The organism is Agrobacterium sp. 5Ca50 (assembly GCF_055381905.1).
The window spans coordinates 2093680-2107339 of record NZ_AP026438.1 but is presented as its reverse complement, the minus strand read 5'-3'; the positions used below and the strand labels follow the sequence as shown (position 1 = coordinate 2107339).

Here is a 13660-nt window from a genome sequence, read left to right as displayed (position 1 = left end):
AAGCAGTTCATGTTTCAGTCGTTCGAAACCACTTCCGCCCCGCAATATGGCCGTGAGCGGGTTGAGGCCTTGAGGGCTTCGTTTGATGCTCTTGGTATCGACGGTTTTCTGGTGCCGCGCGCGGATGACTATCAGGGCGAATATGTACCGGCCTCGGCCGAGCGCATGTCGTGGCTCAGCGGTTTCACCGGTTCGGCAGGCGTCATTCTGGTAACCCGCACCCAAGCTATCGTGTTTGTGGACGGACGCTACACCACGCAACTGGTTGAGCAGGTGGATGGTGATGTCTTCACCGGTGGCGATCTGGTCAATGCCCCGCCGCCAATCTGGCTGAAGAAAAATGCCCCGAAGGGTTTCCGTTTGGGTCTTGATCCATGGCTGCATACCGGTGCTGAACTGCGCCGACTTGAGGCTTCGCTAAAAGATGCTGGTGGTGAGATCGTTCTCCTGCAGCACAATCCGCTCGATGCCGTGTGGAAAGACCGCCCGTCCGAACCTCTCGGTGCTGTTACCATCCAGACGGAAATGCATGCCGGCGTTCTGGCGCGTGAAAAGATTGCCACCATTGCTCAGGATCTGACCGCTGCAAACCTGCAGGCTGTGCTGATCGGTGAGCCGTCTTCCGTGGCGTGGATTTTCAACATCCGCGGCAATGACGTGCCGCACACGCCGCATCCTTTGGCACGCGCATTGGTTTTTGCCGACGGCACGGCCGAAATCTTTCTCGACAAGCGCAAGACCGGCATCGAAGTAGAGGCCTATCTGGCGCAGCTGGCCGTGCAGCTGCCGCCATCCGAAATTGAGACACGTCTGCGCCGGCACGCCAAGGACGGTGCACGGATTGCCGTTGACGCCGATCTTGCGCCGGTTGCCCTGCGCAATGCCATTACGCTTGCAGGTGGTGAGTTGGTTGAGGTTGTTGATCCTGCCAAGCTGCCACGTGCCTGCAAAAATACAGCAGAGCTGAACGGCAGTGTTGCCGCCCATCTACAGGATGGCGCAGCCATGGTGGAGTTTCTCTATTGGCTGGACAATGCCAAGCCGGGCAGTGTCAGCGAAATCGAAGCGGTCAAAATGCTGGAGCGTACTCGGTCTCATGTCGGGTCGCGCATGCAGAACCCGCTCAAGGATATTTCCTTCGACACTATTTCCGGTGCCGGTGAGCATGCGGCGATCATTCACTACCGCGTCACCACACCGACTGACCGCATGTTGAATGCTGGCGAAATGTTCCTAATCGATTCCGGCGCTCAATATGTGAATGGTACAACGGACATTACGCGCACGGTTGCAATTGGTGATGTGCCCTTTGAGCAGAAGAAGTTCTTCACGCTTGTTTTGAAAGGCATGATTGCCATCAGTGCGGCCCGTTTCCCCAAGGGCACGCGTGGTTGCGACCTCGATCCGCTGGCGCGTATTGAGCTTTGGAAAGCCGGTGTCGATTACGGACATGGTACAGGCCACGGCGTGGGCTCTTATCTCTCGGTGCATGAGGGGCCGCAGCGCATTGCCCGTCTTGCCACACAGGAGTTTCTGCCGGGCATGATCCTGTCCAATGAACCCGGCTATTATCGTCCTGGTCAGTTTGGCATTCGTATCGAGAACCTGATCTATGTGACGGAGCCGGAACAAATTGATGGCGGTGATCTGCCGATGTTTGCTTTTGAGACGCTGACATGGTGCCCGATTGATCGTCGTCTGGTGGTGGCAGAGTTGCTGACGGCAGAAGAGCGTGACTGGCTGAATGCCTATCATGCCAATGTACGGGAGAAAATCTCGCCGCTATTGAGCGACGAGGCTGTTCTGGTATGGCTTGAGCAGGCCACTGCCGCAGTTTGAGGCATTAGGCCTTAACCGACAAAATGCCGGGTGGTAACGACAAGTAACCATCCGGCAAACAGCATGGTAAGACCGGGAAAGCGCAAACCAACGATCATGGCGACGATCATGCCGGCCTTGACCTCGTAACCACCATCAAAAAAGGTGGGCGTGACCAGAGTGGTCAAAACCGCGACCGGTACCGCATTCAATCCGGCCTCGACACGTGGCGGAATGGATTTCATGCGGGTCATCAGAAGATAACCGCCAATGCGCGTTATGTAGGTAGCAATTGCACCAGCGATGATAAGCCAGAGCGTATAGGTGTTGAAAAGGTCGCTCACAGGCTCTGCTCCCCGGCATCTTCAATATTGTTTATGTGGCTTGGTGCCGGAGGCAGCAGCACAGCCACCAGAATACCGGCAAAGGCACCGAGGCTGACGTGCCAGGGTGAGCCGACCACATGGAAAGCGACAATGGCGCCGATGCCACTTGCGAGCATGACGGGATAAAAATTCTGTCTTTTGCGGAAGCCGAGCACCATTCCCATAAAATAGATCGGCAACAGCACATCAAACCCGAGTGCGCGTGGATCACCGATCAGCTTGCCGAACATCACGCCGAGAACGGTGGTGATCAGCCATGGGAAATAGATGGCAAGGGCAAAACCCATATACCAGGAGAAGGAAATCTTTTCGCCGTTTTCATTGCGGCGCACAGATTCGGCAAATTGTGGATCGACCAGGAAAAAGAAGGCGATCAGCTTGCGACCGAGCGACCAGTGGGCGAGGGGGCGCACCATGGCAGCAGAATAAAGTATGTGTCGGAAGTTGACGGCAAAGATTGACAGGATGACCAGCCAGGCCTCGATCTTTTGTCCAAACAGTTCAATCCCCACCAGCTGGCTGGCGCCGGCATAGAGAGTTGCGCTCATCAGTACCGCTTCGAACATGGTCAGACCGTTGTCCACCGCCACGGCGCCAAACAGCAAGCCGAAGGGTGCCGCCGACAATGCGATGAGAAAACCGCCCTTGAGGCCAGTTTTGAAGTCTGCGTGTGCCATTGATGGGTATTCTCCTTGCGCGCTGCAGGCGCGTTTCCTGACTAAACCGGATATGTGTCGGATGGTTCGGTGCAAATGACCGGAGCAGATCAATTTAGTCTGGCAACGCTCTAGAGCGGTGATCCTGCGGATGCAATGCAATTGCTTTGATCGATATATTGAATTTTGTGAAGCATTGCCTGCGGTGCGCCATTTTTGGTATCGAAACCGCTAAAGTCGAGAGTCGGGAAGGACGCTACATTGAGTATTATCGAGTTTAGCAGACAGGAAAAAACCGATCTCGTCAGCCGTATTCGCAAACATCTGATTGAAGAGCTGGACTGTGAGATCAGCGGGCTTCAGGGGGAAATGTTGCTGGACTTTCTGTCTGCTGAACTGGGCCCACGTTTTTACAATCGCGGGCTGAATGATGCGCTGACCGCCGTGACGCGGCGTATGGAAGACGCTGCGTCCGATATCGATATTCTGGAAAAGACCGTTCCTAAGTAATAGGGTAAAGCGTCGCCTCAGGCGGCCAGAATATCCTTGCTGGTGATGATGTCAGCACCCTTGGCGCGCATGGCGGTAATGGCTGCCTTGACGCCTTCTGGATCAATGCCGCGGCTGGCGTCCTCAATGAAACGCACCTTGACCTCAGGCAGCATATCCACCGCATCCTGTACGGAAAAGTTGACACAATAATCGGTGGCCAACCCGCAAATGTCGAGGCATGTCACACCTTGTCGGGTCAGATAATCGGCAAGGCCGGTGACGGCTGCCTGATCGTTGTCCCGAAAGGCAGAATAGCTGTCGACGGCCGGGTTCTCACCCTTTTGTTGCACATAGTCGAAACTGTCGGTGTTCAAATCTGGATGGAATTGTGCGTCGAACGTACCCTGTACACAATGGTCCGGCCACATGACCTGTGGTTTGCCGGACAGCTCACCCATGTCGAAGGGTTCTTTTCCGGCGTGCTGGGAAGCAAAGCTGCCGTGATTTTCCGGGTGCCAGTCCTGTGACGCGACGATCAGGTCATAACCGCCATTTTCAATGAGTGCATTGGCGATGGGGACAATCCTGTCACCTTCTGCAACCGGCAGATTACCGCCTGGGCAAAACCCGTTCTGGATGTCGATCAGCAACAACGCTTTCATGGTTGGCTCCTCCTGCGGGACGATAGCGTTTGGGTACGCTGCTTCCGGTGCGCAATCAAGATGCAACCGACTTGACCGTCGGTATTTGGCCTCTGCGCATTTGGGATCTCAGAAAAATCACATATTAGAAAGAGTAAATTAAAGCATCCACTGTATTAACTATGGCTAAATTAAATATCGGGTACATACAGCATGTTAGGAGGGCGGCATGAAATCTGTCAGAATTGTTTTGGTGTTATCGCTGGCGTCCAGCGTATCGACACTTGCCTGTGCGAGGATTGCGTCGGCGCAGGCTGTACCATTGGTCAATGTCTGCTCGGGGCTGAGCGTCGATCTGCCTGCACTTGAGCCAATTGCCACCAATGTGGTCGATCCGCTGCTGTCGTTGCTGGCCGGCATCATAGACACGGATATTGTCGGTGTGCTGAATGGCCAGACCATTGGTGTGTCCGTTCTAGATAAGGATGGGAACGTCGTCAGCACGACCGATTGCGGCCTGAGCGCCAGTAATGTCACTGTCGATACCAATGCCGGCGTGTCGATCGGCGGCGGCCAGATTACCGGTCTTGGCAGCACGGCCAATGCTGCAGCGTCAGCTGCCGAAACCAATTCGCTTGCTATCGGTAATGGCGCCACCACAACTGCGGCGGCCGCCAATGCGCTGGCATTTGGTCTGCGCAGCACGGTGACAGCAACGGATGGCATTGCGATTGGTCGTGACGCGGTTGTCGGCGGTCAGGCGGGTATCGCGCTCGGCGCCGGTTCGAGTGCTGGTTTCAGCAACAGTGTGGCTATCGGGGCAGGTGCCACGGCGCTGCGGCAAGGGCAGGTGGTGCTGGGCACCGCATCCAACACCTATACCATGACGGGCATAGGCTCGACCGCCAGCCGTGCGGCGCAGGTCGGTCCGGTCAAACTGGTGACGGCGGATGCCAACGGCAATCTCGCCACCACGGATTTTGATATTACTGGCCTTAATAGTGACATATCCGGGCTTAAGACGACGGTCGATCGCAACCGCAAGGATGCGAATAAGGGGATTGCTGCGGCCATGGCGATGACGGGCGCACCAACACCATCAGCACCTGGAAAAACTTCCTGGGCGACCAATGTTGCGACCTATAGCGGTGAATTTGCCACCAGCTTTGCCGTTGCGCATATGCTGGATGTTGATTATCCGCTGGTGGTGAATGGATCGCTCGGTTATGCGCCCGGTGGCTCTGTCGGCGTGCAGGTTGGAATGAATGGCGAGTTCTAATCCAAAAATAATCGAAGAATGAATCTTCGGCGTAAAGGGTTTGGTTACCATAATTTGCCATTGTTTTATGTGATCGGCGCTTCCTGTTTGGCAGGCCGGTGCAGAGTGCCCGGTTTTTATCTGCGTGTCCGGGAGCAGAGTAACGTGTTAGGTAATGAGTACCATGGCGACTAAGGTGCACACCTTTGGCGAACCCGTAACGTCGGGCCGTAAAGTTCGTTCTTCCAGAAAAAACAAGATGATAAGTCCGGTTACCATTGTGTCCGGTGTTGTCATTACTGTTGCCGTCTGGATGGGATTTACTGTCTCCACGATGCAGAGTGTGCACGCTTCTCTGACGCCTTCGCACGCTAACAAACCGCAGATAGCCATCTCCGCACATGTGCCCGTTTCGCTGCCTTCGGGAAGCCATGATGTGCGCATCAACAAATTTTCCCGCCTTGGAAAACCGTCAGAAGAGCAGATCCGCATGGCGAGTTTGACCTCTGAAGGCATCAAGGCTGCCCATAAACGCACCGAGCTTCGGCTGGCGAAGGTGAAAATGGACAAGGCGTTGCGTGAGGCAACGCTCCTGGCCAGTGCCGCACCGATGAAACCAAGCACAAGCTCGCTCTCGGCGCTTGTCGAGGTGAAGCCGGATGCCAATGCTTCTGCCAGCCGCCGTTTCGACCTTATTTTGAATGGATCAGCGCCGGAAGCGGCACCTGAGACGGCACAGGATATGCCTGACAGCATTCCGCTGCCGTCGTTCCGTCCACAGATTGCAAAAATCTCACCTGCTGCCCAGCCGAAAACCGGCACGGAAGCAGTGGAAAAAGAAGTTGCAATGCTGCGCCCGGACAAACCAACCATTCCAAGCGTAGCGTCCCGCCCGTCTGCCATGGGTGCCAGAACTGCTGTCTATGAAATCGAGACCGCGACGGTGCACATGCCCAATGGCGACAAGCTGGAGGCTCATTCGGGCCTTGGTTCGATGCGCGACAATCCGAAATATGTGCATGTGAAGATGAAAGGGTCGACCCCGCCATCCTCCTACAAGCTGACCATGCGTGAAGCGCTGTTCCACGGTGTGGAAGCGCTTCGTCTGACACCGGAAAGCGGCGTCAACCCGCACGGCCGCAACGGCCTGTTGGCGCATACCTACATGCTGGCCAGACGCGGCGAATCCAACGGTTGCGTGGTGTTCAAGGAATATCCGAAGTTCCTGGCGGCATTCAAACGTGGTGACGTGAACCGCATTGTTGTGGTTTCTCGCCTGGAATCGAAACCGGTGTTTGCCGACAAGGACAACAAGGGAACCACAAAGACACTGGCCAGCCTGTTTTCCAGAAAAGGCTGACCGGCTGTTTTAAGAAGCTTATTTGGAACGGCGCTGGGTGAGCGCCATTCCTGCGAGAATAAGCAGTACGCCAAGGGCACTGGCCCAGATCTTTGGCGGCTGATTGCTGAAAAGGTCCAGCACCACACCCGATACCATCTGACCGCTGATGACCAGAAGTGCGGTGTTGACCGCACCAATGCGCGGAATGAGCCAGCTTCCCGAGGCAATGAACACCACACCGATCGGTCCGCCGATAAAGGCGTACCAGGGCGCGTCAGCCGCACCTTCAGGCAGCAGGCCGCCAATTGCGAGGCCAAGCAGCGTCAGCACGACAAAACCGACAATATGGTTCCAGAAGGACGCAATCAGCGGCGAGTTTGACAGGCTGAGACGGCCGTTGATCTGGCGGCTTAGAGCGACGAAGACGCCGCCTGCGAAGGCCATGGAAATCCACAGGATCATGCCGCTCTCCCAACCAGAATGATAAGGGCGCTGCCGCCGAGGATCAGGGCAACGGCGCAGAGGTCCCGCGCATCCGGCCGGCGCCGTGGCAGGCCAAAGAAACCCCAGAGGTCGGCTGCGATGCTGAAGATGACCTGTCCACCCAGTCCAAGTGCGATGGTACCCGACAGTGCGAGAGGAGAGTTGACGGCGCTTGATGTCAGCATAACGATGGCGGCACCCACGACGCCACCGAGATAGGCCCAGAGCGGTGCCTTGGGTTTGGCAATCTCACCCGACTTGGGTTTCTTGTAGAGAATGGCAAGATAGATCAGGGCGGCGACTGTGCCGGTGCCATGGGCGGTCCATGAGGAGAACATGGCGTTGCCGTAATGGGCCAACATGCCGTTGAAATGCACCATCAGGGTCAAGAGGCAGCCGCTGCCGAAGGCGGCCGCCAGATGCAACGGGTTGAGGCGAGGAGAGCTTGTCGTTTGTGTCATGGGAGGCCAAATGCTGAAAATCTGATTCAGCTTTAGCCGATATCTCTTTGATACGGAATCAAATTACGTGAATGGGTGGTGGGCGACGACTGCATCCGAATTTGTTGGGAACGGAATTTACAGCTGGGCCGTTTCCTGTCCATGAAACAGACAACACGCAAACCACTTCACCGAATGATTACCTTTGTGGCTTTCATTTTTGCAATCGCAGTCGTTATCGCTGCCATCTACATCTTTGGTTTTACACCGGGCGAGGTGAGCTAGGGCTAGCGCTAGAGACGTAAATTTGTGACGCCTCAGACCTTCTCAACAAATCCATCCAGCACCCGTTTCTGGCCGGCGCGATCAAAGTCGACGTTCGACTTTGGTTCCTGGTTGTTTTTGTTTGATCATCTACCTTGACGGGTGTGGAAGTTGTGATGTTACTATCTATTGTAAGATGTAACTCTTTGATTGCTGGTGAATACCAGTAATCATCACAGCAGAGGGTGATATTTTCGATGAATGAACGCGCTGCATCAAGTGGAAGAAGACTGTCTGAAGAAGATGCGGCGCTGGTTAAAGGTATGGTCGAGCGAAAAGATCGGCACCATGATATCGCTGCTTGGTTCGGTGTTAATCAAGGGCGCATTGCTGAAGTAATTTCAGGAAAGAAATTTAAGAACGTCAAGGCCGCATCACACAATAGTCTGCCGCCCAAGGGACCATATACATCTGGGCGTGCAGCTCACTTATCAATATCTGCTCTGGAGAGTTCTAAGATAGCGCTCGCAAAGGCACGTGAGGATATCGAGATCGCTCTTAAAGAAATCCAAAATTTATATTGATCAAACCTTCTCCACAAATCCATCCAGCACCCGTTTCTGGCCGGCGCGATCAAAGTCGATGGTCAACTTGTTGCCTTCAATGGTGGTAATGTTGCCGTTTCCGAACTTCATGTGGAACACGCGATCGCCAACATTAAAGCGCGACGGTGTGTCGGATACGGATTTGGCAACCAGTTCTCCATCGATGGTGCGGGCTTTCGGGCCGCTTTCGCCATAACCAATACGCTCCACGGCGTGGCCTGAGCGGCTGCCCCAGTTGTCACGGGTCGCGTCAGATCGATTGGCCTGCGCACGTTTCCAGCCAGGTGTCGAATAATCATTGGCGAAAGGATCGGCCTTGTCGAAACGGGACTGGCCGTAACCGCCGCGTCCACCATATCCGCCGTAATTATTGTCGGAGGCTGCCACATCGACATGGCTTGCTGGTAGCTCCTCAAGGAAGCGCGACGGCATGGTCGATTGCCAGAGGCCATGAATACGGCGGTTGGATACGAACCAGATGTGGCAGCGGCGCTTGGCGCGGGTGAGGCCGACATAGGCAAGACGGCGTTCTTCTTCGAGACCGGAGCGTCCACCTTCATCCAGTGCGCGCTGATGCGGAAACAGCCCTTCCTCCCAGCCGGGCAGGAACACGGTGTCGAATTCCAAACCCTTGGCAGAATGCAGCGTCATGATCGAGACCGCGTCGAGGTTTTCGTTTTGCTCGGCGTCCATGACAAGTGCGACGTGTTCAAGGAAACCGCGCATGCTCTCGAAGGCTTCCATCGAGCGCATCAGTTCCTTCAGGTTGTCGAGGCGGCCCGGTGCTTCGGCCGACTTGTCGGCCTTCCACATGTCGGTATAGCCGGACTCTTCGAGAATCTGCTCGGCCAGTTCGATATGTGACGTGGTTTCAAGCCGTTGCTGCCAGTTTCTGAAAGATTGAATCACATCGAACAGCGCCTTGCGGGCCTTTGGTTTCAATTCATCCGTTTCGATAATATCAGCAGCCGCCGCCAGCATCGGAATATCGCGGGCCCGTGCATAGTCATGCAGGTTGCGAATGGTGGTGTCACCAAGTCCACGCTTCGGTGTGTTGACGATGCGCTCAAAGGCCAGATCGTCAGCCGGTTGGCAGACGAGGCGGAAATAGGCCATGGCATCGCGAATTTCGAGGCGTTCATAAAAGCGTGGGCCGCCGATAACGCGGTAGTTCAGCCCCAGCGTCACGAAGCGATCTTCAAACTCACGCATTTGAAACGAGGCGCGCACGAGGATCGCCATATCGTTGAGATTATGGCTCTGGCGCTGCAACTGTTCGATTTCTTCGCCAACTGCGCGGGCTTCTTCTTCGGAATCCCAGGCGGCGTGCACAATGACCTTTTCGTCATCGGGATCAACGCGGTCGGTAAACAGCGTTTTGCCAAGCCGGCCTTCATTGTGTGAAATCAGATGACCGGCAGCGCCGAGAATGTGTTCGGTGGAACGGTAGTTGCGCTCCAGCTTGATGACCTTTGCGCCGGGAAAATCCTTGTCGAAACGCAGGATGTTATCGACCTCGGCACCGCGCCAGCCATAAATGGACTGATCGTCATCACCCACGCAGCAGACGTTTTGCACTTCACCCTTGGGGCGCTGCGCCAAGAGCCGCAGCCACATATATTGGGCGGTGTTGGTGTCCTGATACTCATCGACCAAGATGTAACGGAACTTCTGGTGATATTCCTTGAGGATATCCGGGTTGCGACGGAACATGCTGATCGGGTGCAGCAGCAGGTCACCAAAGTCGCAGGCATTGAGCGTCTTCAACCGGGCCTGATAGGCGGTGTAGAGCTCACGACCCTTGCCATTGGCAAAGGCGCGCGCGTCGCCCTCCGGAATGTCTTTCGGGGTTAGCCCCTTGTTTTTCCAGTTGTCGATCATGCCGGCAAACTGCTTGGCGGGCCAGCGCTTGTCATCCAGACCTTCGGCCTGAATGAGCTGCTTGATCAGCCGCACAACGTCGTCCGTATCGAGAATGGTGAAATCCGACCGCAGATCGACGAGTTCAGCGTGACGGCGTAACAGCTTCACACCGATGGAGTGGAACGTGCCGAGCCACGGCATGCCTTCAACGGCGCCGCCAACCAGAACGCCAATACGTTCCTTCATTTCGCGTGCGGCCTTGTTGGTGAAGGTCACCGCCAGGATCTGGCTTGGAAAGGCGCGTTTGGTTTCCAGAATATGAGCAATACGTGTGGTCAGCACGCGGGTTTTGCCGGTGCCTGCACCGGCCAGCACCAGAACCGGGCCTTCCAGTGTTTCCACGGCTTCACGCTGTTCTGCGTTCAGGCCAGAGAGATAATCGGGGGCGGGGCGCGCCTGATCACGCGCTGCCATGGCGCGGGCTGCAATGCCAAGACCGCTGCCCTGTTGTGGCGCTGGTGCTGGCTTGCGTGGCTCTGCCGGTTCTTCATCGAAGAACGGGATATCATCAAAATTGTTGCTCATGCGGCCCAATGTAGTGATTCGGGGCTGAAAGGCCAGAAGCATGTTCTGCTTTTATTCCCGTTTCAGCCGTCAAAGCACCTGTATCGGTGCATTTTGAGGGTCAGCTTTTCTGATCGGCGTCAAAAACCGTGTCGACTGGAACTTGCAGCGCGGTTGCCAGCTGGTTGGTTTTGGCCGCAAGCGAAATCACCCTGACAAGATCGGCATGTTGTTCATCCGTCATGCCCTTCGACTTGGCGGCAGCGGTGTGGGAATGGGCACAATAGGAGCAGCCATTGGTGACGGACACGGCAATATAAAGCAGCTCCTTGGTCAAGGGATCAAGCGCTGAAGGCGTTGCCATGACAGCCTTTACCTCGCCCCATGTCCTTTCCAACAGGTCGGCATCAAAGGCGAGGTAAAGCCACATATTGTTGATGAAGTCGGACTTTCGCGTCGCACGGATATCGTCGAACACCGCCTTCACACGCGGATTGGTTTCCGGATCTTGTGTTTTGGAGACGGTGCTCATCGATGTTTCCTCCGTGTTCGGTCAGCAGGTTGCCGAATCATGCGAGTGTGAAAACGCGGGCGGGCCCACCGGTACCACCCCGGTGTTTCGGTGCGCCGACGACAAGTGTTGCGCCCTTGACCGGAACCTTGTCCAGATTTGCAATGCCTTCCAGACCCCAGCGGTTTTCCGGAAGCCAGGCGTAATGGGTGGCAAAATCCGGCGACTTGCCGAAGTCGAGCGACAGGGTGTCGACGGCAATGCCTGCGGCCTTGCTTTCTTCCAGCAGGTATTTTGCCGCCTCTACATGGAAGCCGGGAAAGTGCATCTTTCCTTCGCCATCGGCATTGCGAAACTTGTCCGTGCCCAGATGCTGCTGCCAGCCGGACAACATGGCGACGCAGGCATTTTCCGGCAGGTCGCCGTTTTTGGAAATCCACGCCTTGATGTCATCGGGCGTGACTTCCGCATCCGGATTGGATGCTGCCTTTTCGCGGATGTCGATAACAGCGAGCGGCACCACCAGATTGCCAACCGGAATTTCGGCAACCGACGTGCCGTTTTCGGAGAAGTGAAGGGGTGCGTCGACATGGGTGCCGGTGTGTTCGTTGACCCGCAGTTCAAACAGATTGAACTTGTGTTCGGCGTAATTGAATTTCTGGTCCTTGAAAAACTGCTGCTCGCCGAAGAAAGTCGGGAAATCCTCATGCAGTTCATGGGTCATGTCGGTCACGCTGCTGGCGGCTTGCGCCATGGCGACCGGTGCGCTTCCGAATGTAGCGGCAGCAGCCGTTACCGTCCCCGCTGCTGCGGCCTTGAACAGGCTGCGTCTTGAAAGCATGCGGTCCTTAATATCGTTTATTACGCAGGCATTGCACATGTTGTACGTTTCCCGTGCAGGTTTTGAAATGAATGCGGAAATCAAAAAAGGCATGTTTTACAACAGTCACAATAGTGAACATGACACTATTGTAAATTGAACTTATTTGATGGGTTCAATTCAAAAAATGACGCAAATTACAATTACGTAACAAACGGTTTTGTGCATTGCGTTGTTCAAATCCAGCAAAGATACTGGAGCAAATCACAGAGGGGTGTGTGCAGCGTTATCATGCTGGCCCCCGAAGCATATCATTCGGAGAATTGCATGAAGGCTTGGAAGCAGGTTGGTGTCAGTCTGGCTGTTGTGGGCGCAGGTGTCTGTCTGTGGGCACTCAATACGTCTGACGGGCGCAATATCCTGGCCAAGGCCGGGATTTTGTCGGCCGAAAAGCCAGCTGCGGAAACGGCAGCCAGTGCGACGGGCAATGGTGGTTCACAAGGCCAAGGCGGTGCGCAAGGTCAGGGCGGTGGAAACGGCCAGGGTCGTCAGGGCGGCAATGCAACGCTGGTATCCATCGCACCGGTCAAGACCGGCACCATCAATGACCGCATGAATGCCATTGGTAATGGTGAGGCCATCCAGTCGGTTGTGGTCACACCACAGGCATCCGGGCTTATTTCCGAAATTCTCGTGGCATCCGGCCAGAAGGTCAAAAAGGGCGACGTGCTGGCACGGCTTGATGATGATGAGCAAATCATCGAGCGCGAAAAGGCGCAGGTTTCTCTAAAAAGTGCGGTTGAAAAATCCACCTCCTACAGCAATCTGAAATCCGTTTCCCGTCTGGATGTGCTGGATGCGCAGATTGCTGAGGAAGCCGCCAAGCTGGCGCTCAGCACTGCCGAACTCAATTTCAAACGCCGTAATATCGTAGCGCCGATTGAAGGTATCGCCGGTATTGTCGCGATCAATATTGGTGACAACGCCACGACGCAAACCAGCATTGTCGGACTTGATGACCGTTCGAAAATTCTGGTGAATTTCTGGGCGCCAGAACGGTTCGCCACCGCAATTAAACTGGGCATGCCTGTGGAGGCAACTTCGATCTCCCGTCCGGGTGAGGTTTTCAAAGGTGAAGTTGAAGCCATTGATAACCGCGTGGATGAAGCTAGCAGAACCATTCGGGTTCGCGCCGTCTTCAACAATGCCAATGACGATCTGAGAGCAGGTATGTCCTTTTCGGTGACCATGCGCTTCTCTGGTGAAAACTATCCATCCGTCGATCCGTTGGCTGTGCAGTGGGACGCTGAAGGCTCTTATGTCTGGCGTGTGGTGGATAACAAATCCAGCAAGGTTCGCGTCCAGATCGTCCAACGCAACCCGGATTCCGTTCTGGTGAAGTCGGAACTTACCGAAGGCGATCCACTTGTTACAGAAGGATTGCAGCGCGTTCGTGAAGGCGGAGCAGTGCGTACAAATAATCAGCCGAGAGCGCCGGAGGTAGCAAGTCAGTGAGC

Annotated in this window: 14 protein-coding genes; 6 read left to right on the top strand and 8 right to left on the bottom strand. The window is 55.3% G+C overall.

Features of this window, described 5'->3' with window-relative positions:
* Positions 1-9 precede the first annotated feature (9 nt).
* Positions 10-1839, top strand: a complete 1830-nt coding sequence (locus ACZ5FM_RS10395) for an aminopeptidase P family protein (RefSeq protein WP_464038623.1) — start codon at positions 10-12, stop codon at positions 1837-1839.
* Positions 1840-1850: 11 nt separating this feature from the next.
* On the opposite strand, the gene ACZ5FM_RS10390 is transcribed toward ACZ5FM_RS10395, so the two are convergent.
* The gene (locus ACZ5FM_RS10390) at positions 1851-2162 is read right to left on the bottom strand and encodes an AzlD family protein (protein WP_464038622.1); all 312 of its coding nucleotides are present in this window, start codon (positions 2160-2162) and stop codon (positions 1851-1853) included.
* On the bottom strand, positions 2159-2881 hold the full coding sequence (locus ACZ5FM_RS10385; RefSeq protein ID WP_464038621.1) for an AzlC family ABC transporter permease: 723 nt from the start codon (positions 2879-2881) through the stop codon (positions 2159-2161). Before ACZ5FM_RS10385 ends, ACZ5FM_RS10390 begins: the two co-directional genes overlap by 4 nt.
* Positions 2882-3121: 240 nt before the next feature.
* On the opposite strand from ACZ5FM_RS10385, the gene ACZ5FM_RS10380 reads away from it, so the two are divergent.
* Positions 3122-3370, top strand: a complete 249-nt coding sequence (locus ACZ5FM_RS10380) for a DUF2164 domain-containing protein (RefSeq protein WP_250981856.1) — start codon at positions 3122-3124, stop codon at positions 3368-3370.
* Between the two features lie 17 nt (positions 3371-3387).
* Here ACZ5FM_RS10380 and pncA read toward each other — a convergent pair whose 3' ends face one another.
* Positions 3388-4014, bottom strand: a complete 627-nt coding sequence (gene pncA, locus ACZ5FM_RS10375) for a bifunctional nicotinamidase/pyrazinamidase (protein ID WP_464038620.1) — start codon at positions 4012-4014, stop codon at positions 3388-3390.
* 208 nt (positions 4015-4222) lie between these two features.
* Between pncA and ACZ5FM_RS10370 the strand changes: the two genes are divergently transcribed.
* Positions 4223-5272, top strand: coding sequence for a hypothetical protein (locus tag ACZ5FM_RS10370; RefSeq protein ID WP_464038619.1), 1050 nt, complete (start codon positions 4223-4225; stop codon positions 5270-5272).
* Positions 5273-5510: 238 nt separating this feature from the next.
* Entirely contained in the window at positions 5511-6611 is a 1101-nt protein-coding gene (locus tag ACZ5FM_RS10365) for a DUF2778 domain-containing protein (protein ID WP_464038618.1), read from the top strand.
* An 18-nt stretch (positions 6612-6629) separates the two neighbouring features.
* Here ACZ5FM_RS10365 and ACZ5FM_RS10360 read toward each other — a convergent pair whose 3' ends face one another.
* Together ACZ5FM_RS10360 and ACZ5FM_RS10355 are read right to left on the bottom strand one after the other, a co-directional pair.
* Positions 6630-7055, bottom strand: a complete 426-nt coding sequence (locus ACZ5FM_RS10360; RefSeq protein ID WP_275641604.1) for a DMT family transporter — start codon at positions 7053-7055, stop codon at positions 6630-6632.
* Entirely contained in the window at positions 7052-7537 is a 486-nt protein-coding gene (locus ACZ5FM_RS10355) for a DMT family transporter (protein ID WP_464038617.1), read from the bottom strand. Before ACZ5FM_RS10355 ends, ACZ5FM_RS10360 begins: the two co-directional genes overlap by 4 nt.
* A gap of 500 nt (positions 7538-8037) precedes the next feature.
* Between ACZ5FM_RS10355 and ACZ5FM_RS10350 the strand changes: the two genes are divergently transcribed.
* A complete protein-coding gene (locus ACZ5FM_RS10350) occupies positions 8038-8364 on the top strand; it encodes a hypothetical protein (protein WP_464038616.1) in 327 nt (108 codons plus the stop codon).
* On the opposite strand, the gene ACZ5FM_RS10345 is transcribed toward ACZ5FM_RS10350, so the two are convergent.
* The 3 genes from ACZ5FM_RS10345 to ACZ5FM_RS10335 form a co-directional block, all read right to left on the bottom strand.
* Complete coding sequence (locus tag ACZ5FM_RS10345; protein WP_250981850.1) at positions 8365-10833, bottom strand: ATP-dependent helicase; 2469 nt, start codon at positions 10831-10833, stop codon at positions 8365-8367. It lies immediately after the preceding gene.
* A 100-nt stretch (positions 10834-10933) separates the two neighbouring features.
* On the bottom strand, positions 10934-11344 hold the full coding sequence (locus tag ACZ5FM_RS10340; protein ID WP_259144353.1) for a carboxymuconolactone decarboxylase family protein: 411 nt from the start codon (positions 11342-11344) through the stop codon (positions 10934-10936).
* 37 nt (positions 11345-11381) lie between these two features.
* Entirely contained in the window at positions 11382-12203 is an 822-nt protein-coding gene (locus ACZ5FM_RS10335) for a cyclase family protein (protein ID WP_250981848.1), read from the bottom strand.
* A 267-nt stretch (positions 12204-12470) separates the two neighbouring features.
* Here ACZ5FM_RS10335 and ACZ5FM_RS10330 point away from each other — a divergent pair, with 267 nt between their 5' ends.
* Positions 12471-13658 carry an efflux RND transporter periplasmic adaptor subunit gene (locus ACZ5FM_RS10330; protein ID WP_464038615.1) on the top strand — a complete coding sequence of 396 codons (1188 nt, stop codon included), beginning with the start codon at positions 12471-12473 and terminating at the stop codon, positions 13656-13658.
* Positions 13659-13660 lie beyond the last annotated feature (2 nt).